Raw genomic sequence first — 24,522 nt, 5'->3', positions numbered from 1 at the left:
GCACCCGCTTCACTCAGCGCGTACGGGCGTTATAATGCCCGTAGCACGCGGTTGAGCAACGGCCCCAACACCTTGAACGATGCCGGCGATACGATGTCGACGTGCGCGCAGTCCAGTTCGTGTACCTGCAGCGCATCCACGTAGCGCGCCCAGGTTTGTTGCACATCCATCCCCTGCTGCAAAGTGCGCTTGGCGACAAACAGCGTCGCCTGCCCGCTGAAACTGGCGGTATGGGTATGGGACAGCAGGCGCACCGAATCCGCGTAGTTGGCCTCGATATTGTCAAACATCGCTACCCGGGCGTCCCCCAGCGCCGGATCCAGCGTGTCTTGCGATACCGCCAGGAACTGCTCGCGTTCGCGCTGGACTTCTTTCAGCACATTGTCGTCCAGCATCACATCCCAGTTCTGGGTTTCCGGCGGATAGGTGTCCAGCAGGCCGAGAAATGCCACTTGTTCGCCACGCGCCTGCAGCCGCGCGGCAATACCCTGCGCCAGCGTGCCCCCCAGCGAATAACCGATAAAGTGGTACGGGCCATGTGGTTGCACCGCCAACACCGTGGCCAGATGCGCATCGCAAACCTGATCCATGTCTTCGCTCACCGCCAGCGGGCCGTCCGGCCGTGGCGATTGAATGCCGACCAGTGACCAGTGCTGGTCGATATAGCGTGGCAGCACGCTGAACTGCCAGGAAAAACCGGAGGCCGGATGCAGACAGAACAGCGTCGGGCCATCGGTAATGCGCAGGGGCAGCACGCGTTCGAAACCACAGCGGTCGGCCTCTTCCTGCGTGCGCTCTTCCGCCAGCAGTTGCGCCAGCTGTTCCACTCTCGACGCCACCATCACCTGGCCGACCGACACCGCTTTGCCGAGATCGCGCCGCAATTCCGCCGCCAGACGCATCGCCAGCAACGAGTGGCCGCCCAATGCGAAGAAATCATCATCGGCAAAAACCTGTTCGCGTTGCAGCAAACGGGCGAAGACCGCGGCAATGGCGCTTTCCAACCCCGGTTCCGCGTCACGGCCGGCGCTGCGGCAACCGCTTTGCGGCTGTGGCAACGCCTTGCGATCCAGCTTGCCGTTGGCGCTCAGCGGCAATTCGGCCAGCTCTACCAGCGCAACCGGTACCATATGCGCGGGTAACCGCTCGCTCAACGCGCTGCGCAACGCATCCAGCGCCAGGCTAACGCCCGGCTGCGCCACCAGGTAGCCTACCAGTTGACGCGCATCGCCGCCGGTATCCGTCGGCGTACCGTCCAGCACCAGCGCATGGGCGACCGCCTGCCGTACCCCCGGCAGCGACAACAACGCATGGTCGATCTCGCTGAGTTCGATGCGCTGTCCGCGGATTTTCAACTGGTCATCGCTACGGCCCAGATATTCCACCGCGCCATTCGGCAGCCAGCGGGCCACGTCGCCGGTGCGGTACATGCGACCGCCATCACCGAACGGATCGGCGACAAAACGGCTGGCGGTCAATTCAGGCCGCCCCAGATAGCCGTGCGCCAACTGCACGCCGGTCAGATACAGATCGCCAGCCACGCCAGGTGGCACCGGCCGCAGACGCGCATCGAGGATGCGCAAACCGGTATTCCACACCGGCAGGCCAATCGGCACGTTGGCACCGCTCACCGCCGCCAGGGACTCGCCCCAGGCCGGGTGCCAACTGACGTCCACCGCCGCCTCGGTCGGGCCATACAGATTGTGCAGCGGCACGCCGGTACGACTTTGCCACAGACGGCACAGCTCGGCCGGCAGCGCCTCACCGCTGCAAAATACCTGGCGCAGCCGAGCGCACTGGGCAACCGCCTGGTCACTGTCCAGCGCGCTGACGAACGCCGCCAGCATCGACGGTACGAAATGCAGAGTCGTGACGCCATGACGTGCAATCAACTGCTGCAAGCGTTGTGGATCGCGGTGCGCTTCCGGCGGCGCCATCACTAACTGCGCGCCCACCATCAGCGGCCAGAAGAATTCCCATACCGACACGTCGAAACTGCACGGCGTTTTCTGCAATACCACGTCGTCCGCCCTCAACGGATAGTGGTTTTGCATCCACAACAGGCGGTTGACGATAGCCTGATGACCGACCAAGACCCCCTTCGGCCGCCCGGTAGACCCCGAGGTAAAGATAATATAAGCCGGATGATGTGGCGTCGGCCCGTTCACCATCACGTCGGCCGCATGGTCGGCCGCCAGCGGCGCATCGTACAGCAGGATCTCGCCCTGACCGGTAAAGCGCGCCTGCTGTGCCGGATTAGTGACGATCAGCCGCGGCGCGGCGTCTTCCAGCATCATGCGCAGACGCTCGTCCGGGTAACCGGTATCCAGCGGCAGGTAGGCGGCGCCGGCTTCGACAATCGCCATCAGCGCCAGCGACAGGAACACCGAACGCGGCAACGCCACGGCAACGATGTCGCCCGGCCGCACGCCCTGTGCGCTCAACTGGCGCGCCAGCGCGCTGACCTGTTGGCGGGTTTCACGGTAATTGAAGCGGAAATGTGCGTCAGACAGCGCTGGTGCGTCCGGCGTCTGGCGCGCCTGTTGCGCCAGCAGGCCGCTCAACGTCTGTGTCGGTAGCGGATGTGCGGTATCGTTGACGCGGCTCAGCAGCGCACGATCGTCGGCGGTCAGCAAATCCGCCTCGCCGACCGGCAACTGCGGCTGCTCGCCAAACTGACGCATCAGCAGCGGCAGTCGCTGCAAATGCGCCGCCAACTCATCGCGCTGGTAACGTTCGGCATTCGCCAGCAACTCCACTTTCAATTGGCCGTCCTGGTCGATAAACAGGGCAATTTCCAGATCGCGTACCGGCCCGGAAGCCAGATCGTGGGTGATGCCGGCAATACCGTCAAAGTCGAGCTGGTAATCGAACATCTTAAAGTTGAACACCGTGCCATACAGCGGCTGGGCATCGCCTACGTGCCCCAGATCGCGCTGTACCTGCTCCGCGTCATAACGCTGGTGACGACGCAGCGTTTTCAGTTCGCGACTGATTTTCGCCGCCGCATCCGCCAAGGTGGCTTGCGGATCGAGGTGCAGTTCCATCGGCAAGACGTTAATCACCGGCCCGGTGGCGCACAACGCGGCCGAGCCGGTACGGCGCATAAAGATAAATCCGGCGCTGAAGCTCGGCTGACCGCTAAGGCGCGACACCCACAGCGCCAACAGGGCGATCGCCATATCCGCCGCATTCAGCTGTTGCTCGCGCCCGGCATCCACCAGCGGCGCGAACGCCGCCGCCGTGCAGATCTGACTCAGACGATGAATGCGGGTGGTCGGCACCTGCCCCGCCAGCGGTTGCGCGCACAGCGTGGCCGCCGGCGGCAGTTGGCGCGCCTTATTACGCCAGAAATCGGCATCACGCTGCCAGCCGGCAGACTGACGGTAAGCCTGGTATTCAGCCACCACATCACCAAATGGCGTAAACGGCGTAGGTTCCAGCGGTTGGTCATGGCGCAAACGGCTATAGATATTGGCGATGCGCCGGGCAATGGCGGTAAAGCTAAAGCCATCCACCAGCAGGTGGTGATAGCGCTGATACCAGTACCAGCGGCGCTCTGCCACCCGCATCAGCAGGTGACGATACAGTGGTTTTCCACTGCTGACGCGCAGTTCGCCGGCAAGATCGCGCTGCATCAGCGCTGTGGCAGCGGCGGCGGGATCCGCCGAAGCGGTCAGATCGAGATATTCCGGCGCGTCAATCGCCATGCCCGCATCAAACGATTGCCGCGGTACCCCGTCGCACTCGTCAAAACGCAGTCGCAGGGTGTCCACTTCGTTCAATCCCAATGCGATGGCGCGCAGCAGACAGTTCGGGTCCAGCTCGCCGTTAAGCTCAATATAATGCGCTACCGCATAGGCATTGCCATGCGGTGAAATCTGATCGGCAACCCAAATACCCGGTTGCGCCGCGACCAACGGCATGTCGACGCACAGCGCGTGGTCGGCCGGTAAAGTTGATGTTTCTGACACCGTACTGATTCCTATGGTTGGTATACCCTGACGACTGCGGGCAGCATCGAGACGGCAATGAAAGCCATCCTTATCCAGATGCAAACTGTCGCTGAACGGGGCAACGCCGGCAGGCAGCCCGTGATACGACGGGCATCAGCCCGTCACGCCTGACGCTGTGATGCGGGCCGCATGTCCTGCCAATTATCTTCCAGCCAGCTGACGCACTGCGCGCGCGGTGCCGGGCCGAATACGCTGTTCCAGCCGGGCGGCAGTGCGCAGAAATCCGGCCATAGGCTGTATTGCTGTTCGGCGTTGCGCACGATCAGGCAGCATTGTTGTGGATCATCGAACGGGTTGAGGGTTTCCATCACGGGCTCCTTGCATCATCCCAGAAGTGGCAATTGGTGTGGCCTGATGGCCGGTGACAAACGGCTCGCGCCAGTGGGCCTGCAAACCGTCGAGCAGGCCGCCGCGCCAGCACAGCGCGTCGTGGCCGCCGGCCACCGCCCGATACTGCACCCGATGCCCAGCCTGGCTCAGCAGCGTCGCCATCTGGCCGCTGACCTGATGCACCAGCGGTTCATGCACGCCAGCCTCCATAAACACCTTCAGCGCGCCATGATTGCCGAGGCCGCTTTCAACCTGGCGAGTCAGCCAGCAGGCGTCTTCCGGCGGCGTAGGCAGTTGCAACATATCGCGTCGCGGCCACCAGAAAGAACCGGACTGGCTGATCACCGCACCAAAACGCTGTGGCCAGTTCAACCCGGCATACAGGGAAGCAAGACCGCCAAAACTCTGACCGGCAACCACGGTACTGGCGGCATCCGCGCGGTGCGGCGCCCATTCGGCCAGCTGCGGCATCAGCTCTTCCTGCAACGCCAGCCAGAACTGCGAATTGCAGCCAAGCTCGCGACTGCGGTGCGGCAAATCGATAATGTCGATCAGCACATATACCGCGGCCGGCAACTGGCCCTGCTGCGTCAGTTTCATCAGCGGATCCCAGACCGGCATCTGCTGCGCCCAAAACTGACCGTCGAGCAATATCGCCAGCGGCCGCTGCGCCGGGTTGCTGTCGCCGGTGGTGTAGACCCAGACGTTACGGCTATTGCCGAGACGCTGGCTATGCCAGGTATGACGCTGCAGACGCGCCGGCGGCGCCGGCACGCAGCGGGCGCTGGCTACCTCATAATTGTCGAAATCGTGCCAGGCCGACTGCGGCGGCGCTGACGGCATATGCAGCCCGGAAACCACATTGCCGCCGGCACTGCACCAGGAACGGTAGGGATTCAACAGATCGTGCGTGGCACTGGCAAATACCTGATGCCACCAGTGGCGCATCGCGTGCATCATGGCGTACGCATCGCCGCCCTCTGCCCGCAGCGGGCGATGATCCAGACAGGGAATAAAACAGTAGCTGCCGCGCCAGTCGGCGCTCAATTCGGTTTGCCAGTACCATACGTCGCTGCCGCTCAGGCGTTGCAGACTCTGCGGCGGATTCGGCTGATGGTGATCGGTCAGGCAATTGATGTTGATCCAGACGCGCTGGTGGGCTGAAGTCATCTCGCATCCCTGGGGATCGCGCCACAAAAACGTTACCTTCCATCGGCCATTGTCGCTCGGCTCCACCAGCGGCGTACCGCGTCGGGCAATCTCCAGCCACCAGCCATGGCTCCCTGCTTGTTTGCTTGCTAATAACGTACTGCTTGCTGACTGCTGTTCAGTTTTCAAGACACCCACTCACTTGGTAGTTGGCATAACGGGTGAGGCAGCAGCGGATAGCGGCTGACGCTCTCCCGAATGCAAACGAACGGTAGAACGAATACTATTGATAATTATTTTCATTTGCAATAGTGTGTAAAGGCTCGTAAAGAAGGCAGGTATTCTTCAACAGGGACGGGTACCTGAATTCGCATCGGATCGGCTGCTGGTCGCGTCTCCGGCGTAGTCAGATCCACACCATTAATGACGATATAAAAACGACAACCGGCTCCCCCTGCCGGCTTCAGCGCTGGCGCACGGGGGCGACAACACGGTAGGAAATTAAAAATGACTCGCAAGTTATCTCGTTATTCCCTAGCCACAGTCATCGGGTTGGGATTAGGCACGTCCGCAATTGCACATGCCGCACAGCAAACCAGCCCCAGCGCCGAAGCGGAAGCGGAAGCCACCAGCGTCGGCAACAATAATCAGGCAAAACCCGCCGAAGACACCATTCTGGTCACCGCCGCCAAGCAGAACCTGCAGGCCCCCGGTGTTTCCACCATCACCGCCGCCGAAATCAAAAAACGTCCCCCGGCGCGCGACATCAACGAACTGATCCGCACCATGCCGGGCGTTAACCTGACCGGCAACTCCACCAGCGGGCAGCGCGGTAACAACCGCCAGATCGATATCCGCGGCATGGGACCGGAAAACACCCTGATCCTGATCGACGGCAAGCCGGCCTCAAGCCGCAACTCGGTACGCCAGGGGTGGCGCGGCGAGCGTGACACCCGTGGCGACACCGCCTGGGTGCCGCCGGAAATGATCGAGCGCATCGAAGTGCTGCGCGGCCCGGCGGCGGCGCGTTACGGTAATGGCGCGGCGGGTGGCGTGGTCAACATCATCACCAAGAAACAGACTCAGGAGTTGCACGGTGCGTTGAATGCCTATTTCAACGTGCCGCAACACAAGCAGGAAGGTTCCACCAAACGTACCGACTTTAGCCTCTCCGGCCCGCTGAGCGACACCCTGAGCTTTCGCCTGTTCGGCGGCTACAGCAAAACGCAGGCCGACGCCTGGGATATCAACCAGGGTCACCAGTCCGAGCGCGTCGGTATTTATTCCGACAGCCTGCCAGCTGGCCGCGAAGGGGTGATCGACAAAAATATCGACGCCCTGCTGCACTGGGATTTCGCCTACCTGCAATCGCTGGAGTTTGAGTACGGCTATGGTCGTCAGGGCAACCTGTACGCCGGCGATACCCAGAACACCAATAGCAATAATTTGGTAAAAAGCATGTACGGCGAAGAGACCAACCGCATGTACCGTGAAACCTACTCCGTGAAATATCAGGGGGCCTGGGACAACGGGGTCAGCACCAACAACTACGTACAATACGAGAACACCCGTAATTCGCGCTTGAACGAAGGTCTGGCCGGCGGTACCGAGGGGATCTTCAATGAAAGTGATGCCGGTTATAGCAACAGCGATCTGGATGATGTGCTGTTGCACAGTGAAATCAGCCTGCCTTTCGATATGTGGGTACCACAAACCGCCACCTTCGGTGCCGAGTGGAACCAGCAGAAGATGAAGAGCAGCTCGGTAGTCAGCCAGGCGCTGCAAGGCGGCGACATTGACGGCATCAGCAGTGCGGATCGTAGCCCCTACTCTTCTGCGCGTATTTTCTCGCTGTTTGCCGAAGACAATATCGAACTGACCGACACCACCATGCTGACGCCAGGCATGCGCTACGATCGTCACTCGGTTTCCGGCGATAACTGGAGCCCGTCGCTCAACCTGTCGCAGGAATTGGGCGAGTACTTCACGCTGAAAATGGGCATTGCGCGCGCTTACAAAGCACCTAACCTGTTCCAGACCAATGAAAATTACGTGTTGTACAGCAAGGGTCAGGGTTGTGCCAACAGTTCCACGGGCATCGGCTGCTACCTGGTCGGCAACGATGACCTGAAAGCGGAAAACAGCGTTAACAAAGAGATCGGGCTGGAGTTCCATAACGGCGGCTGGCTGGCCGGCGTGACCTACTTCCGTAACGACTACCGCAACAAGATTGAAGCCGGTTACACGCCGGTCGGCCAGACCAGCAACGGTAAAACCGATATCTATCGCTGGGAAAACGTGCCCAAGGCGGTAGTTCAAGGGTTGGAAGGTACGCTGAACATCCCGGTCAGCGATACCATAGCCTGGACCAACAACGCCACTTACATGATCGAGAACGAGAACAAAACCACCGGTGATTACCTGTCGGTGATCCCGAAGTTCACCATCAACTCGACCCTGAGCTGGCAGGCCACGGAAGATCTGTCGATGCAGTCGACCCTGACCTGGTACGGTCGCCAGAAGCCGAAGAAGTACAACTATAAAGGGGAACCGACCACCGGCACGGAAACCCGAGAGGTCAGCCCGTATGCCATCGTTGGCGCCAGCGCCACCTATACGCTGAGCAAAAACGTTGACGTCACCGCCGGCATCGAAAACCTGTTCGACAAACGTCAGTTCCGTGCTGGCAACGCGCAAAACGTCGGCAACCCGACCACCGGCGCGATCAATATTGCCGGCGCCGGCGCCGCGACCTATAACGAACCGGGTCGCACCTACTATTTAAGCGTCAATACCCATTTCTGACGGTTGATTGAAAAGGGTGAAAAGTAAAAGCCGGTCTGGCCTCCGACCGGCTTTTTTACGGGCTAATGCACCCCATCAGGATAACCGACAACCGGCGTGCCCCCTTGCGGCGCAACGATTGGCAAGCTCGTCGTCAACCCGCGCTGGCTTCACTGCCCCAGCGATACCTGCTTGAAAATATGCTTGCCGAACGGATCGATTTCATACCCTTTCACCTCGTTGCGCACGGGTTCAAAAATGGTCGAATGCGCAATCATCAGCGCTGGCATCTGCTGATGCATCATTACCTGCGCCTGCTGGTACATCGCTAGCCGTTTGGCATGGTCGGTTTCTTTACGCGCCTGCAAGATCAGCCGATCAAACGGCGGGTAACACCATTTGGCCGAGTTTGAACCGCCGTTGGCGGAAACGCAGGTAAACAGCGGGCCGAAGAAGTTGTCCGGGTCACCGTTGGCGGTGGTCCAGCCCATCAACGCAGTCTGGTGTTCACCATTCTTGATACGCTGCAGATACTCCCCCCATTCGAAGGTCACAATCGTGGCACGCACGCCGATTTTCGCCCAGTCTGACTGGATCATCTCCGCCATGCGCTTGGCATTCGGATTGTAGGGGCGCTGCACCGGCATCGCCCATAAATCAATGGCGAACCCCTGCCCCAAACCGGCTTCCTGCAGGAGTTGTCTGGCCTTTTGCGGCGAGTAAGGATAATCCTCAAGCGCGCTATTGCTGCCCCACTGGGTCGGCGGCAGCAGGTTTTTTGCCGGCTGGCCGGCACCGTGGAATACCGCCTCGAGGATCGCCGGTTTGTTCACCGCCAACGCCAGCGCCTGGCGAACCTTGACGTTATCCAGCGGTTTTTTCTGGGTGTTAAATGCCAGAAAACCGATGTTCAACCCTGACTTTTCCATCAGCGTAATGTTGTTATCCGCCCGCATGCGCGCCAGATCGGCCGGGTTTGGGAACGGCATCACCTGGCATTCGTTCTTCTGCAATTTGGCATAGCGCACCGCCGCATCCGGGGTGATCGAAAACACCAGCCGGTCGATCTGCGGCCTGCCTTCCCAGTAGCCGTCAAACGCTTTATAGAGGATTTTGGCGTCATGCTGGTATTGCTGCAACTGGAACGGCCCGGTGCCGATGGGATCGTTATCCACCCGCTGCGGGGTGCCGGCCTTTAGCATCGCATCGGCATATTCGGCGGAGAGAATGGTGGCAAAATACATGCCCAAATCGGCAATAAACGGCGCTTCGGCGCGCGAAAGCTCAAAGCGTACCGTATGCTCGTCAACCTTGACGATCGCGTTGATCAGACTGCCAAACTCCATCGATTCAAAGTTGGTGTAAGCGCCGTTGGATACCTTGTGATAAGGATGTTGGGGATCTTTTTGCCGCATGAACGAAAAGATCACGTCATCGGCGTTGAAATCGCGGGTCGGCGTAAAGTACTTATTGCTGTGGAACTTGACCCCCTGACGCAGATGGAAGGTGTAGTTTTTGCCGTCAGCACTGACCTCCCAACGTTCTGCCAGGCTGGGCTGCAATTCCACGGTGCCGGTTTTAAAGTCCACCAGCCGGTTGTAAATCGCCGCCGAACTGGCGTCTACCGTGGTGCCAGAAGTAAACAACTGCGGATTGAAACCTTCCGGCGATCCTTCAGAACAAAACACCAGCGTTTTGGCCTGTATGCTGCCGGCGGTCGCCAGCGCCAACAGAGCCAAGGTAAATCTTACTTTTATGCTCGTCATCTCATTTCCCCAGTGGTATCCCAATGGATACCAATAAAACAGGGAGTTAGCGAAGTAAAGAATAAATATTGAGCAAGCAAAACTGCGCAAAAAGACGGGATAATGCCCTCACCGCGCTGGAGAGGGCATCGTGCGGGTTATATCAGCTGACTGAAGTTCATTTGTTCCATCAGCCGGTAGTTATCAGCATAATCCACCGGGATCGCCACCACCACCGGCCCCTGAATTTCCATTGCCTTACGCAACATCGGCCGCAGTTCCTCAACCTTCTGCACCGCAAAGCCTACCGCACCACAGGATTCCGCATAGGCTTTGAAATCGATCGGGCCAAATTCCACGCCGGATTTGCGCCGATACTTGTTCAACTCCTGCATTTCAACCATGTTATAGGCATTGTCGACCCAGATAACGTGCACGATATTGGCATTAAGCCGTACCGCGGTTTCCAGCTCCATGCTCGACTGCATAAACCCGCCGTCACCGGAAATCGACAGCACTTTATCGCCCGGCCGCACCAGCGCGGTGCCAATCGCCCATGGTAACGCGACGCCCATCGTTTGCTGACCGTTGGAAATCAGCAGCTGTCGCGCGCGGAAGCTGTAAAGATAACGCGCGATCCAGATATGAAAACTGCCCATATCGACGCACAGCGTGACGTCGTCGCTGACGATATCCTGCAGCTCCTTGACGATGCGCAGCGGATGGATCGGCATACCGTCCCGACGCGCCGCGCGCTCCGCCAGCTCGGTGCGCTGACGCCCCAGATCGGTCAGAATGGTTTCTACCGCCGGCGGAATCAACAGTGCGCCGGCAAACCTTTCGGTCATCGCATTAATGGTGGCGCTGATGTTGCCGATCAGTTCGATGTCGGGGCGATAACAGCTATCGATATCCGCCGGTTGCACGTCGATGTGCACCAGTTTTAACCGACGCTGGCTGTTCCACATGCAGGGATCGTACTCAATCGGGCCATAGCCGACACTTATCACCAAATCCGCCTGCTGCAACAGCTGGTCCGCCGGCTGGTTGTTGAACAGCCCGACACGACCGGCAAAACGCGCAAAGTGGTTAACGTCGATCACCCCGGCGGCCTGATAGGTACCGACCACCGGCATACGGGTGCGAGACAGCAGTTGGCGCACCGCGTCGCTGTTTTCCGGCCGGCTGGCCTGCAGTCCAAGCAGCAGCACCGGGCATTTGGCCTGCTGAATCAGCGTTACCGCCTCCTGAATGTCGTCACTCGCTGCCGCCCCCAGGTGGGGAACCCGACAGCCTGCCAATACCGGCGCGCTGACCGGCTCATTGACGATATCCATCGGCAGGCTGACAAACGCCGCCCCCGGACGGCCAAATTCGGCGGTACGAAACGCGTTGGCAATCACTTCTGAAATCGCCGAACCGGCATGCACTTCGGCGCAGTATTTGGTCACCGGCCGGAACATGCTGACGGTGTCCATGCTCTGGTGAGTCTGCTTCAGGTTATCGGCGCGTTTGACCGCGCCACCGAATGCCACCACCGCATCGCCTTCGGAGGTGGCGGTCGCCAGCCCGGTGATCAGGTTGGAACTGCCCGGCCCGGAAGTGACCAGCGCCACTCCGGCCTTACCGGTCAGGCGCCCCACCGCCGCCGCCATAAACGCAGCGTTGGCCTCATGCCGCACCACCACGGTCTGAATCGACGGCGCGTCTTCCAGCGAGTCAAACACTCGGTCAATTTTGGCACCCGGGATGCCAAAAACGTGTTTCACCCCCTGTGCCTCAAGATTTTTCACCACCAGATCGGCGCCGCATTGCCAGTTCTCGTCCGTATTTAGCTTACTCATGGTTCCACCTCATCAATAAAAAAATCGACTACCGTAAAATCGACCGCCAGCACGGCGGCGGGCCTGTTTAGCCTTCGGCAGAACGAATGGCGCGATCCAGATCCTCGGGACAGAGGTTGGTGCGCAGAAAATCCGCATCGTGCGGCAATTGGAGATTGAGACGCGTGATAACGCCAAATTGCAGGCGACCGTGGTCGAGCTGGTAGTCCAGCACATGTCCGCCACCGCTGCGATCGTCGGTGACGAAGTGCTCGTGGTAACCGGCTACGCCAATGCCCTGCATATAGTCCGGCGAACGAAAACCGACCAGCGTGCCGCGACGCCGCCGAAAGGCGAAGGTCGGCTGCGCTTCAATGGCTTCGAGCATCGGTTTGTAAGGCCGCTGCTGACGCGGTACGGTGCGGGTTTCCAGGTGGTTGAATTCGCCGTCGACGCGCAGTGCACAGAACAGGTTTGGCGATGCCACCTGTTCGTCAATGCACTGGTGTAGCTGGGCTTTGCTGATCGGTCGGTCGAAGTGTTGGGTCACGCTCGGAGTGAAAAAGGTCACCACCGCAAACGGCGTTTTTTGATCCGGGCTGGCTGGGCGAGCGCTGCCGTCGGCGCGCAGTTGGTGAATTTCTCGATCGAAAGCGATCAGTTCACCGTCCAGATGGTTGAAGGTACCGAGGCCGAAATCACCGTGGCGCAACAGTTCGGCAATGGTGACGTCTCCCTCGTACACCCCGCCAATCAGCGCGCTCATCAGTGAAATCTGGTAAATTTCCCCCTCGCCGACGCTCGCCGACTGTCTGGCAAAGCCCTGCGCCAGATGCTGCGCACAGGCACACTCTTGGTTCTGGTTCATGCAATACTCCTCCACCAACGCGAATTGACTGCCTTCGCGCATGCAAAAATGTTGCCGTTGATGTTTCGTGTTGTAACGATTCAGCTAATAGCAACAAAAAACCGGTCATCAGGACCGGGACAGTGGCAAAAGAAACAATGAGTTAGCAAGGCTAATCATTATTATCACGCCACCGTCAATTCGAACGCAATGTCTGGTGTTGGAGCAATCACGACCGCGTGCAAGACACAGGGTCAAAAATGACTGGATGCACAGGGTATTTATCTATTTTCATCACGGTGCACCCGGCAGGACAATCGCCAAAACGACCGCTTGCAAGCCAAAGAGTATCGCCAGTGCGCTAAACAGAGAACCTGGTATTCATAAGAAACGCTTTTGCATATAATGCAAAGATGAATGATGCCCAATACGTCGAACACTTGCCGATTTTCCTTGAGATCGCTCAGCAAGGCAGCTTTTCTGCCGCCGCCCGCAAACTGGGTATGGTGCCCTCGTCGCTGGTACGGCATATCGATACGCTGGAGCAGCAGCTCGGCGTGGTGCTGTTTATCCGCTCCACCCGTGGTCTGATATTGACCGACGCCGGTGACATGCTGAAAAACCGCGCAATTGCCTTGCAGGCGGACATTATTGCCGTGCGGGCCGAACTGACGTCACTGAACACAGCGCCACAGGGAGTGCTACGCCTCAGCTGTTTACCGACCTTCGGCAAAACCACCCTGCTACCACTGCTGCCGACGCTGACCCAGCGCCATCCGAAACTGTCGGTAGAACTGGATCTCACCGAACGGCAGACCGATCCGAAACGCGAACTGCTGGACGCCGCCGTACGCATCGGTGAACAGAAGGACAGCACGCTGTACGCCAGCCGCATCGGCACTCAGCGCTGGATGATGTGCGCCAGTGCGGACTACGTCGCGCGTTTCGGCCGGCCGGACAGCCTGGCGGCGTTGACGCAACATCGGCTGATTGGCCGTTTCCACAAGCAACAACCGGCCTGCTGGGCACAGATTCTCGATGCGCCATTACTGAACCAGTGCAACATCGTGCTGCGCTGCGATGATTTTAGCGCCCAGCGTCAGGCGACGCTCAGCGGGATGGGCATTGCCTTTCTGCCCAACTGGGTGGTTGGCGACGACGTGCAGGCCAACCGCCTGCTGGCACTGATGGGCGATCCGCGTGGCGAGGAACAGGCCATTTATCTGATGCGACCGGTGGCAAAAATCTCTGCCAAGCTGGCGGCGCTGATTTCTTTATTGCCCAAAAATATCGGACAGTAGCCTGAGGCCGATCACGTGGTAGAGTAGCGCCAGCAAAGGAGGCGCTATGAGCCAGCAACAACAGATTATCGATTGGTTACAACAGGATGTGCAACGTATGGCCGCACTGCGCACCGTACGCCGTCTCGGCCTCAACGACTGGTGTCTGGGCGCCGGTTTTGTGCGCAATCTGGTATGGGACTGGCGACACAGTCATGCCGCCGCCACGCCGCTGAATGATATCGACGTGATTCATTTCGACGCCGCGCGCCCGCAGGCGGAACGCGACAGAATGCTGGAGGCCCGCTTGCAGCAATGGCTGCCGCAACCATGGTCGGTAAAAAATCAGGCGCGGATGCATCAGCGCTGCGGCCGGGCGCCGTATCGCGACAGCGAAGACGCCATCAGCTTCTGGATCGAAATAGAAACGGCGGTTGGCGCACGGCTAAACGCCGATGACAGCATCACGTTGATCGCCCCCTTTGGCCTGCAGGCATTGTTCAGCGACAGCGTGACCTTCAATGCCAAAAGCGGCGATGCCGCGGCGTTTCAACAGCGGCTGGCGGCCAAACGCTGGCTGCAGCTGTGGCCTCGGCTACGGGTGATTGACTAAGCCTGCTCTGGGTTGGCCGTTCTTGCGCCCTCATGTCGCCAATGTTTTATCCGGCCGGCTCCCCGCGCAGCTGTTGCAACAACGCCGCCTGTTGATGTACTACCTGCCAGATGGCATCGGCCGCCGGCGACAGCGAACGATTTTTGCGCCGTACCAGCATCAGCGCACGATTGATCTCCGGCTCCATCCGCTTGACCCGCAGCCGGCCGCCTTCCGGCAGCGGTAACGCCAGGGCGGGAAAAATACTGATGCCAATCCCCGCCGCCACCATCGGGAACAGCGTGGCCGGGTGGCCAATTTCCTGTACCACCTCAACGCCAATCCCTTGCTGGCGAAGCGCACTGTCGATCAGCGGTCGGCTGCCGGAAGCATAATCCTGCAACACCAGCCGGCAGCCGTTTAACGCCGTCCACGGCACCGACGTCAAGTCGGCAAAGGGATGATCGTCACGGCACAGCAATAAAAATGGCTCGTGCAGAATCGGCTCACACTGCAGATCCACCGCCTGTAGCGGATCAACCACGATGCCAAAATCCACTTCGGCGTTGCGCACGCTGTGCAATACCGATTGCTGCGCCTGATCGCGCAACAGAATGCGGATCTCCGGATACTGCCGTTCACCGGCGGCGATGCATTGTGGCATCAGGTGCGCCGAAATGGTTTGGCTCGAGGCCACGCGCACCGTACCGCTGCGCTGCACACCAAAACTGCGCGCATCCAGCAGCGACGCCTGCAAATCATCCAGCAGGCGTTCAACCCGGTTCGCCAAGCGCTGCCCGGCGTCGGTCAACAACACTTCCCGCGTAGTACGATCGAGCAGGCGCACGCCGATTTCCGCCTCGAGCTCTTTTACGCTGTGGCTGACGGCCGACTGCGTCAGGCCGATCGCCTCCCCGGCACGGCTAAAACTGCGGTGGTGAGCAATGGCGACAAATACCTTGAGCTGCTTGAGTGAATAATTCATGCGTAATATTCATAAATGAATTAAATAAATCAATTTTATTATTATATGTCGCCGCGCGAGAATATCCCCCATGATATTTATCGCGAGAACACCGAGATGAGATTTTTACCCGATCGTTTTACCCTAACGCTGATCGCCACCGTGCTGCTGGCATCGTTTCTGCCGGCTCGCGGCGAGTTTGTCGGTTGGTTGAACAGCCTGACGGTTGCCGCCATTGCGCTGTTGTTTTTCATGCATGGGGCCAAGCTGTCACGCGAGGCGATCCTCGCCGGCAGCAGCAACTGGCGTTTGCATCTGTGGGTGATGTTCAGCACCTTCATTATCTTCCCGCTGCTCGGCGTGCTGTTCAAATGGTGGTCGCCGGTCGACGTCAGCCCGCAACTGTACGATGGCTTTATCTATCTGTGCATCTTGCCGGCCACCGTGCAGTCGGCCATCGCCTTCACCTCACTGGCCGGCGGCAACGTCGCGGCAGCGGTGTGCAGCGCATCGGCTTCCAGCCTGTTGGGGATTTTCGTTTCGCCGCTGTTGGTTGGCCTGTTGATGAACGTACATGGTGAAACCGGCAGCCTGCAACAGGTCGGTACCATTGTGCTGCAGCTGCTGGTGCCGTTCGTTGTCGGCCATCTGTCGCGGCCGCTGATTGGCAAGTGGATTGAACGCAACCGTAAGCTGATCGGCAAGACTGACCAAACCTCGATCCTGCTGGTGGTATATGCCGCCTTCAGCGAGGCGGTGACCCACGGCATATGGCAGCAGGTGGGGATCGGTTCGCTGGCATTTATCGTCGCCGTCAGTATCATCCTGCTGACCATGGTGCTGGTGATGAATATCGCCATGGCGCGCTGGCTGGGGTTCAGCAAGGCGGATGAAGTGACGATCGTATTCTGCGGTTCGAAAAAGAGCCTGGCCAATGGCATTCCAATGGCCAACATCCTGTTCCCGGCGGCCACGGTGGGCATTATGGTGCTGCCGCTGATGGTGTTCCATCAGGTGCAGTTGATGACCTGCGCGGTACTGGCGCGCCGGTATCAGAAAAAGCAGCAACGGCTACAGCAGGCGCAAACCGCCTGACGCGACCAGCGGTGGAGGCCACCCCACCGCGTTCAACTGCGCTTTAACGGCTTGACCAACGAGTCCAACCCTTCGATTTTAATCGCCAGCGTCATTTCCATCAGCATCCCCAATTTGCCGTTGGGGAATTCCCCCTTACGAGCGAACCACAGCAGATATTCTTCCGGCAAGTCGATCAGCACCCGGCCCTGGTATTTGCCAAACGGCATCACGGTGTTGGCAATTTCGATCAGGTTTTCCTTTTCCATCATTGCCCCAACAGGCGGATCATTTCCGCCTCGTCGATCACCGCAATCCCCAGTTCTTGTGCCTTCACCAGCTTGGAACCGGCGGCTTCGCCGGCAATCACCAGATCGGTCTTCTTCGACACGCTGCCGCTGACCTTTGCCCCCAGCGCCGTCAGGCGATCTTTGGCTTCATCGCGCGACAGCTGGCTCAGCGAGCCGGTCAACACCACGGTCTTGCCGGCAAACGGGCTGTCGATCTCTTCGACTGCCACCACCACCGGCGCTGGCCAGTGAATGCCGATATCATCGCTGACCAGTTCGTCAATCACCTGCTGGTTTAGCGCTTCGGCGAAGAAGTTCACTACGTGTTTGGCGACCACTTCCCCCACGTCCGGCACCTGTTTCAGCGCCTCGACGTCCGCTGCACGCAGCTTGTCCAGCGAGCCGAAATGCGCCGCCAGGTTGGCGGCGGTGGATTCACCCACCTCGCGGATGCCCAACGCGTACAAGAAACGGGCAAAGGTCGTCTGCTTAGCCTTTTCCAACGCACTGGCCAGATTCTGCGCCGACTTCGGACCCATGCGATCCAGCCCGGTCAACATGCCGGCGGTCAGGCGGAACAGACCCGCCGGATTTTTGACATACTCTTTTTCTACCAGCTGTTCGATGATCTTGTCGCCCATGCCATCGACATCCATCGCCCGGCGTGAAACAAAATGCTTTAACGCCTCTTTGCGCTGGGCACCGCAGATCAGGCCGCCGGTGCAGCGTGCTACCGCTTCGCCTTCAACCCGCTCCACGTCGGAACCGCACACCGGGCAGTGCTGCGGGAACACCACTTCACGCGCATCTGGCGGGCGGCGATCCTCCACCACCCCGACCACCTGCGGGATCACATCACCGGCACGGCGCACGATCACCGTATCGCCGATCCGCAGGCCAAGACGTTCGATCTCGTCGGCGTTATGCAAGGTCGCGTTGCTGACGGTTACGCCAGCCACCAGCACCGGCTCCAGTCGTGCTACCGGGGTAATTGCCCCGGTACGGCCGACCTGAAACTCTACCTCCCGCACTACGGTGATTTGCTCTTGTGCCGGGAACTTGAAGGCGGTGGCCCAACGCGGCGCACGCGCCACAAAGCCCAAACGCTCCTGCAGGTCGATGTCGTCGATTTTCACCACTACGCCGTCAATATCAAACCCAAGCTGGCTGCGATCCTGTTCCACCTGCCGGTAGAAAGCCAGCACCTGGTCACTGCCGGTGCATAACCGGACGCGATCGCTGACCGGCAATCCCCAGGCTTTGAACTGCATCAGACGTTGGTAATGGCTGCGCGGCAGTTCGCCGCCCTCCAGCAGACCGACGCCGTAACAGAAGAAGGTCAGCGGGCGTTTCGCCGTAATGCGCGGATCGAGCTGACGCAGCGAGCCGGCGGCGGCGTTGCGCGGGTTGGCGAATACCTTGCCGTCCTTGCGGCGCGCTTCGTCGTTCATTTTTTCAAACCCGGCCTGCGGCATAAACACTTCACCACGCACTTCGACGCGACGCGGGATGTTGTCGCCGATCAGGCGCAGCGGAATGGCGCGGATGGTGCGCACGTTGGCGGTGATGTTTTCACCGGTGGTACCGTCGCCGCGCGTTGCCGCGCGTACCAGTTCACCGTCTTCGTACAACAGGCTGACCGCCAAACCATCCAGCTTCAGTTCACAACAAAACGTCAGCGGCTCGCTGCTTTTCAGCCGGTCCTGCACCCGTTTGTAAAACGCCAGGTAGCTGTCTTCGTCGAACACGTTGTCCAGTGACAGCATCGGCACTTCATGCCGTACCTGGTCGAAGGCCGTCAACGGCGCCGCCCCTACCCGCTGCGTAGGGGAATCGGCGGTGATCAGCTCCGGATGCGCCTCTTCGAGCGTGCGCAGCTCGCGCATCAGACGATCGTATTCGGCATCCGGAATTTCAGGTGCGTCGAGCACATGATAGAGGTATTCATGATGGCGCAGTGAGGTACGCAGTTGATTGATTTTTTTGTTGTTTGGTTCCATGGCTCACCATCAAAGAGAAAAACCCCCGGCAAGCGGGGGTCTTGAGAGACTATTCGGTCAGCGCTACCGATAACCGTCAGGCGTTGTTTTCCAACACTTCACGGATGCGCGCTTTATAGGTTTCCAGCTTTTGCGGAGTCATCATACGACGCTCGTCGTCCAGCACCACACCACCCACGTCATCGGCGATACGCTGGGCCGATTGCAGCATCAGTTTGAAGTTCTGATTGGCGTCGCCGTAGGACGGCACCATCATGAACATCGACACGCCAGGGGTGGAGAAATCGGACATGGTATCAGGATCGAACGACCCCGGTTTGACCATGTTCGCCAGGCTGAACAACACCGGGCCGCTGCCTGCAGGGCTGATATGGCGATGGAAGATGCCCATTTCACCAAACTGGAAGCCCGCTTGCAGCACGCTTTGCAGCAGAACTTCGCCGCCAATCACGCCACCCTGATGCGCCGCAACGTGCAGTACCAATACGGTTTCCTTCAACCTGGCCGGTTCGGCAGCAACGGGCTGAACAGGTTCTTCAGGCTGTGGTTCCGGCGTGGTCTGCGGCTGTGGGGCCGGTTCTGCATGCTGGAAGGTCGGCTCTACCGGCGGCAGATCGTCAACGCGCGGTTCACGACGTGGCGCAGGCTGTTGCTGTGGCTGCTCCTCTTCCTGATCCTGCGCGTAGTTGTCCAACAGGATGTCATCATAGTCCGGACGCTGAGACAGCGGCGGCGGCTGATGAGCAGCCGGTTGAACGGCTCGTGGCGCGGGTTCGACTGCCGGAGCAGGCGTTGGCGCAACCACGGGTTCTTCGCGAGCGGCATCAAGATGACCAAACGACGGCTCGTCCTGCGGGTGAGCGGAGCGCACACGCACTTCTCCCACGCCTTCATCGAGATCGTCGATCGGGGTTGTTTCACGTTCTTTTTTAGAACGTTTGGCTGGGCGATCGCGGAAAAGCGAAGAGCGTTCTTTACGACTGGTCCAAAGACCATGTAATAACAACGCTATTATGGCGATCGCGCCAACAACGATTAATATCAGACGCAAATCCTGCATCATTGCTATCTCTGTTGTTCCAATACATTGCCACCGCGGCAAACATTCACTCTTTAACTCTATTTGCCCAGGCAGACAAGTGCAAGTCCGTGCTGAACTTTATGACAATAAAGATGATTATACTGCCTTTTTTTGTCGTTTTTTCAGCCAACAGCACGCTAGCCAGCAGAAAATCATCCCGATATGATAACGATGCCTGTTCTGACAAAGAGATAACTTAAGATATGTCCTATTCGCAGCAAACTTCTCGACCCGCCAGCGGCGTGCACTATTTTGCCGAAGGGTGGCGACTGATTTCGCGCCCGGGGATCAAGCGTTACGTGGTATTGCCGTTGCTGGTAAACGTGTTACTGATGGGTTCGGCCTTTTGGTGGCTGTTCAGCAAGCTCGGCGACTGGATCCCGCTGATGATGGGATACGTACCGGACTGGCTGCAGTGGCTCAGCTATATTCTGTGGCCAATCACCGTTATTTCCGTGGTGCTGGTGGCCGGCTACCTGTTCAGCACCATCACCAATCTGATCGCGGCGCCGTTTTGCGGCCTGCTGGCCGAACAGCTGGAAGGCAGCCTGACCGGCAAACCGCTGCCGGACACCGGTATTTTCGGCGTGGTGAAAGACCTACCGCGCATCATGGCACGTGAATGGCGCAAACTGGCCTATTACCTGCCGCGAGCGATAGTGCTGTTTATGCTGTATTTTGTGCCGGGCGTCGGCCAGACCATCGCGCCGGTGCTATGGTTCCTGTTCAGCGCCTGGATGTTGGCGATTCAATATTGCGACTACCCTTTCGACAACCATAAGGTCAGCTTTGCCGATATGCGTCGCGCGCTGCGTCAGCACAAAACCCATAATCTGCAATTCGGCGCGCTGGTCAGTCTGTTTACCATGATACCGATCCTCAATCTGGTGATTCTGCCGGTGGCAGTGTGCGGCGCGACCGCCATGTGGGTCGATCGCTATCGCGGTCAGTTTGTACAGCATTGATCGCGTCATATTCGCTGTTTTGTTCGACGGGGCGCGCATTTCGCGCCCTTGTTGTTGTGCTTAAAACTTATTTCCTAATAACATATAGATATACCAATTCCTTACTTCCCTGCCGGGGCCGTTAGCGTATGCTTTCGATGTTCCCTACATTTTCATAGAGTTAAAGGACGGGCTATGAGCAAGATATATGAAGACAACTCATTAACAATCGGCCATACGCCGCTGGTTCGTCTGAATCGAATCGGCAACGGACGTATTCTCGCCAAGGTTGAATCACGCAACCCAAGCTTCAGCGTCAAATGCCGTATCGGTGCCAATATGATTTGGGACGCAGAAAAACGCGGTATCCTCACCGCTGGCAAGGAACTGGTTGAACCGACCAGCGGCAACACCGGCATCGCGTTGGCCTACGTGGCGGCAGCTCGCGGTTACAAGCTGACGCTGACCATGCCGGAAACCATGAGCATCGAGCGGCGCAAACTGCTGAAAGCGCTGGGCGCCAATCTGGTGCTGACCGAAGGTGCCAAAGGCATGAAGGGCGCCATTGCCAAGGCGGAAGAAATCGTCGCCACCGATCCGAATCGCTATATTATCCTGCAGCAGTTCAGCAACCCGTCCAACCCGGAAATTCACGAAAAAACCACCGGCCCGGAAATCTGGGAAGACACCGATGGCGACGTTGACGTGTTTGTCTCCGGCGTAGGTACCGGCGGTACGCTGACCGGCGTCAGCCGTTACATCAAGAAAATCAAGGGCAAGGCCATCGTCAGCGTGGCGGTTGAACCTACCGATTCGCCGGTTATCACCCAGGCATTGGCCGGTGAAGAACTGAAGCCGGGTCCGCACAAGATTCAAGGCATCGGCGCGGGCTTTATTCCCGGCAACCTGGATCTGGATCTGGTCGACCGCGTGGTGCAAATCACCAACGACGAGGCCATCAGCATGGCGCGCCGCCTGATGGAAGAAGAAGGCATTCTGGCCGGCATCTCCTCCGGCGCAGCGGTCGAAGCGGCGGTCAAGCTGTCGCAGGAACCCGACTTTACCGACAAAACGATAGTGGTTATCCTGCCTTCTTCCGGTGAACGCTATTTGAGTACTGCCCTGTTTGCAGATCTGTTTACAGAACAGGAATTGCAACAGTAGCGCCAGGCAGTGCACAAAAAGCTAAAAAAGCACCTTACGGGGTGCTTTTTTGTGGTCTGGATCAAAGTTTATAGCAGTGAAAGATTGATTTTAGCTGCGGGCTTTAGTATTTAACCGGACAATTATTTCGATGCGCAAAATTAATCGCCCTCCACCCCTTGTTTGAGCTGAATCGATTTACTGATTTGTCGCTCGGACATAAAACACGGCATAATGGAGAGCTGATTGAAACGACGCCATTTGGCTACGGTTTTTTGATCTGAAATGGCTAAAACGTCGTTTTCTGTTGCATCAATGCTCGCCCCTGTACCATAGTCAGGCGCTAACCAGACAAGCTAAAGTGCCGCCGGTAGGCTAAACTTTAGCTCCACAACAATCCAATAAGTTGGGGAAACATCAATGTTCCAGCAAGAAGTTACTATTACCGCTCCGAATGGTCTGCACACTCGCCCTGCCGCGCAGTTCGTTAAAGAAGCCAAAGGCTTCGCGTCTGAAATCACCGTGACCTCTAACGGCAAAAGCGCCAGCGCCAAAAGCCTGTTTAAGCTGCAAACTCTGGGGCTGACCCAAGGGACCGTAGTAACCATTTCTGCTGAAGGTGAAGACGAGCAGAAAGCCGTTGAGCACTTGGTTAAACTGATGGCAGAGCTTGAGTAATCGGCCCGTCTTTTTAGTTAACACCAGTCAAGAGTAAGGTAGGGTTATGATTTCAGGCATTTTAGTATCACCGGGTATCGCTTTTGGTAAGGCTCTCCTACTGAAAGAAGATGAGATTGTCATCAACCGGAAGAAAATCTCTGCAGACCTTGTAGAGCAGGAAGTCTCGCGTTTTCTGGAAGGTCGCGCCAAAGCGTCCGAGCAACTGGAAGCGATCAAAACCAAAGCAGGCGAAACCTTCGGCGAAGAGAAAGAAGCGATCTTCGAAGGCCACATCATGCTGCTGGAAGACGAAGAGCTTGAGCAGGAAATCATAGCCCTCATCAAAGACGATCTGGCATCCGCAGACGCCGCAGCCTACACCGTGATCGAAGGTCAGGCAAAAGCGCTGGAAGAGCTGGACGACGAATACCTGAAAGAACGCGCGGCCGACGTACGCGACATCGGCAAGCGCCTGCTGCAAAACATTCTGGGTCTGGCCATCGTCGATCTGAGCTCGATCCAGGACGAAGTGATCCTGGTTGCCTCCGATCTGACGCCGTCCGAGACTGCGCAGCTGAACCTGGACAAGGTGCTGGGCTTTATCACCGACCTCGGCGGCCGGACGTCCCACACCTCGATCATGGCGCGTTCGCTTGAACTGCCGGCCATCGTTGGCACTACCGACGTGACCAAGCAGGTAAAAAACGACGACTACCTGATTCTGGACGCGGTTAACAACAAGATTTACGTTAACCCGACCGCTGACGTTATCGATCAGCTGAAGGCCGCTCAGAACCAGTACATCACCGAGAAAAACGATCTGGCCAAACTGAAAGACCTGCCGGCGATTACCCTCGACGGGCATCAGGTTGAAGTCTGCGCCAACATCGGCACCGTGCGCGACGTCGCAGGCGCCGAACGCAACGGCGCAGAAGGCGTTGGCCTGTACCGTACCGAATTCCTGTTCATGGACCGCGAATCGCTGCCAACCGAAGATGAGCAGTTCCAGGCTTACAAGGCCGTGGCCGAAGCCATGGGCTCGCAGGCGGTTATCGTGCGTACCATGGACATTGGCGGCGACAAGGATCTGCCGTACATGAATCTGCCGAAGGAAGAAAACCCGTTCCTCGGCTGGCGCGCCATCCGTATCGCGATGGATCGCCGTGAAATTCTCCACGCCCAGCTGCGCGCCATCCTGCGTGCCTCCGCCTTCGGCAAACTGCGCATCATGTTCCCGATGATCATTTCGGTAGAAGAAGTGCGCGATCTGAAAGGCGAACTGGAAACCCTGAAGGCCCAGCTGCGTGAAGAAGGCAAGGCGTTTGACGAAACAATCGAAGTAGGCGTGATGGTGGAAACACCGGCTGCGGCGGTCATTGCTCACCACCTGGCAAAAGAAGTCGACTTCTTTAGTATTGGGACAAACGATCTAACCCAGTATACTCTGGCGGTAGATCGCGGCAACGAGCTGATTTCTCATCTCTATAACCCGATGTCCCCATCAGTACTTGGCCTGATTAAACAGGTTATTGATGCATCTCACGCAGAAGGCAAGTGGACCGGCATGTGCGGTGAACTGGCTGGCGATGAACGTGCTACACTGTTGTTATTGGGCATGGGGCTGGATGAGTTCAGCATGAGTGCGATTTCAATCCCACGCATCAAGAAAATTATTCGCAACACCAATTTCGAAGATGTGAAGGCGTTGGCAGCGCAGGCCTTGGCTCAGCCAACGGCACAAGATCTGATGAACTGCGTTAATAAGTTCATCGAAGAGAAAACGCTCTGCTAAACTTCCAC

The 24,522-nt window shown here is 58.3% G+C and carries 18 protein-coding genes; 8 read left to right on the top strand and 10 right to left on the bottom strand.

The features are described 5' to 3' along the window. Nucleotides 1-29: 29 nt before the first annotated feature. From ACCC84_RS06395 to fes, 3 genes are all read right to left on the bottom strand, one after another. On the bottom strand, nt 30-3,926 hold the full coding sequence (locus ACCC84_RS06395; protein ID WP_371901894.1) for an enterobactin synthase subunit F: 3,897 nt from the start codon (nt 3,924-3,926) through the stop codon (nt 30-32). A 191-nt stretch (nt 3,927-4,117) separates the two neighbouring features. Further along, on the bottom strand, nt 4,118-4,324 hold the full coding sequence (locus ACCC84_RS06390; RefSeq protein ID WP_004960192.1) for an MbtH family protein: 207 nt from the start codon (nt 4,322-4,324) through the stop codon (nt 4,118-4,120). Then, the gene (gene fes / locus ACCC84_RS06385) at nt 4,299-5,684 is read right to left on the bottom strand and encodes an enterochelin esterase (RefSeq protein WP_071586664.1); all 1,386 of its coding nucleotides are present in this window, start codon (nt 5,682-5,684) and stop codon (nt 4,299-4,301) included. Before fes ends, ACCC84_RS06390 begins: the two co-directional genes overlap by 26 nt. A gap of 318 nt (nt 5,685-6,002) precedes the next feature. Between fes and ACCC84_RS06380 the strand changes: the two genes are divergently transcribed. Continuing rightward, nucleotides 6,003-8,300, top strand: a complete 2,298-nt coding sequence (locus ACCC84_RS06380) for a TonB-dependent siderophore receptor (RefSeq protein WP_371901671.1) — start codon at nt 6,003-6,005, stop codon at nt 8,298-8,300. 149 nt (nt 8,301-8,449) lie between these two features. Here the strand turns inward: ACCC84_RS06380 and ACCC84_RS06375 are convergent, their stop codons facing one another. The 3 genes from ACCC84_RS06375 to budA all read right to left on the bottom strand — a co-directional run bounded on the left by ACCC84_RS06375 (nt 8,450) and on the right by budA (nt 12,715). Then, nucleotides 8,450-10,045 (bottom strand): ABC transporter substrate-binding protein, encoded by a 1,596-nt coding sequence (locus tag ACCC84_RS06375; RefSeq protein WP_371901670.1) that lies wholly within the window; start codon nt 10,043-10,045, stop codon nt 8,450-8,452. Between the two features lie 137 nt (nt 10,046-10,182). Beyond that, on the bottom strand, nt 10,183-11,868 hold the full coding sequence (gene alsS, locus ACCC84_RS06370) for an acetolactate synthase AlsS (protein WP_004960174.1): 1,686 nt from the start codon (nt 11,866-11,868) through the stop codon (nt 10,183-10,185). A gap of 67 nt (nt 11,869-11,935) precedes the next feature. Further along, a complete protein-coding gene (gene budA, locus ACCC84_RS06365) occupies nt 11,936-12,715 on the bottom strand; it encodes an acetolactate decarboxylase (protein WP_039991861.1) in 780 nt (259 codons plus the stop codon). Nucleotides 12,716-13,107: 392 nt separating this feature from the next. Here budA and ACCC84_RS06360 point away from each other — a divergent pair, with 392 nt between their 5' ends. Next, on the top strand, nt 13,108-13,995 hold the full coding sequence (locus ACCC84_RS06360) for a LysR family transcriptional regulator (protein ID WP_198773502.1): 888 nt from the start codon (nt 13,108-13,110) through the stop codon (nt 13,993-13,995). Between the two features lie 46 nt (nt 13,996-14,041). Then, nucleotides 14,042-14,587, top strand: a complete 546-nt coding sequence (locus tag ACCC84_RS06355) for a nucleotidyltransferase family protein (protein WP_004960166.1) — start codon at nt 14,042-14,044, stop codon at nt 14,585-14,587. A gap of 46 nt (nt 14,588-14,633) precedes the next feature. Here the strand turns inward: ACCC84_RS06355 and ACCC84_RS06350 are convergent, their stop codons facing one another. Further along, nucleotides 14,634-15,551: a LysR family transcriptional regulator gene (locus ACCC84_RS06350; protein ID WP_004960165.1), complete on the bottom strand. Its 918-nt coding sequence runs from the start codon at nt 15,549-15,551 to the stop codon at nt 14,634-14,636. A 96-nt stretch (nt 15,552-15,647) separates the two neighbouring features. On the opposite strand from ACCC84_RS06350, the gene ACCC84_RS06345 reads away from it, so the two are divergent. After that, the gene (locus tag ACCC84_RS06345; RefSeq protein ID WP_039992626.1) at nt 15,648-16,625 is read left to right on the top strand and encodes a bile acid:sodium symporter family protein; all 978 of its coding nucleotides are present in this window, start codon (nt 15,648-15,650) and stop codon (nt 16,623-16,625) included. 32 nt (nt 16,626-16,657) lie between these two features. On the opposite strand, the gene ACCC84_RS06340 is transcribed toward ACCC84_RS06345, so the two are convergent. The 3 genes from ACCC84_RS06340 to zipA form a co-directional block, all read right to left on the bottom strand. Beyond that, on the bottom strand, nt 16,658-16,873 hold the full coding sequence (locus tag ACCC84_RS06340; protein ID WP_039992624.1) for a DUF3820 family protein: 216 nt from the start codon (nt 16,871-16,873) through the stop codon (nt 16,658-16,660). Further along, nucleotides 16,873-18,894 carry an NAD-dependent DNA ligase LigA gene (gene ligA, locus ACCC84_RS06335; RefSeq protein WP_004960159.1) on the bottom strand — a complete coding sequence of 674 codons (2,022 nt, stop codon included), beginning with the start codon at nt 18,892-18,894 and terminating at the stop codon, nt 16,873-16,875. Before ligA ends, ACCC84_RS06340 begins: the two co-directional genes overlap by 1 nt. A gap of 76 nt (nt 18,895-18,970) precedes the next feature. Further along, the gene (zipA, locus tag ACCC84_RS06330) at nt 18,971-19,957 is read right to left on the bottom strand and encodes a cell division protein ZipA (RefSeq protein WP_039991859.1); all 987 of its coding nucleotides are present in this window, start codon (nt 19,955-19,957) and stop codon (nt 18,971-18,973) included. Nucleotides 19,958-20,178: 221 nt separating this feature from the next. Between zipA and cysZ the strand changes: the two genes are divergently transcribed. The 4 genes from cysZ (at nt 20,179) to ptsI (ending at nt 24,514) form a co-directional block, all read left to right on the top strand. Continuing rightward, nucleotides 20,179-20,940: a sulfate transporter CysZ gene (gene cysZ / locus ACCC84_RS06325; RefSeq protein ID WP_004960154.1), complete on the top strand. Its 762-nt coding sequence runs from the start codon at nt 20,179-20,181 to the stop codon at nt 20,938-20,940. Nucleotides 20,941-21,114: 174 nt separating this feature from the next. Beyond that, the gene (gene cysK / locus ACCC84_RS06320; RefSeq protein WP_088499750.1) at nt 21,115-22,083 is read left to right on the top strand and encodes a cysteine synthase A; all 969 of its coding nucleotides are present in this window, start codon (nt 21,115-21,117) and stop codon (nt 22,081-22,083) included. A gap of 399 nt (nt 22,084-22,482) precedes the next feature. Next, nucleotides 22,483-22,740, top strand: a complete 258-nt coding sequence (gene ptsH / locus ACCC84_RS06315) for a phosphocarrier protein Hpr (RefSeq protein ID WP_004960145.1) — start codon at nt 22,483-22,485, stop codon at nt 22,738-22,740. Between the two features lie 46 nt (nt 22,741-22,786). Further along, the gene (gene ptsI, locus ACCC84_RS06310; RefSeq protein ID WP_004960143.1) at nt 22,787-24,514 is read left to right on the top strand and encodes a phosphoenolpyruvate-protein phosphotransferase PtsI; all 1,728 of its coding nucleotides are present in this window, start codon (nt 22,787-22,789) and stop codon (nt 24,512-24,514) included. Nucleotides 24,515-24,522: the final 8 nt, after the last annotated feature.

This window comes from Serratia odorifera, from assembly GCF_041448735.1.
GTDB lineage: Bacteria > Pseudomonadota > Gammaproteobacteria > Enterobacterales > Enterobacteriaceae > Serratia_F > Serratia_F odorifera.
Note: the sequence above shows the minus strand (reverse complement) of the source record. Positions and strands in the feature narration are given on the sequence as shown.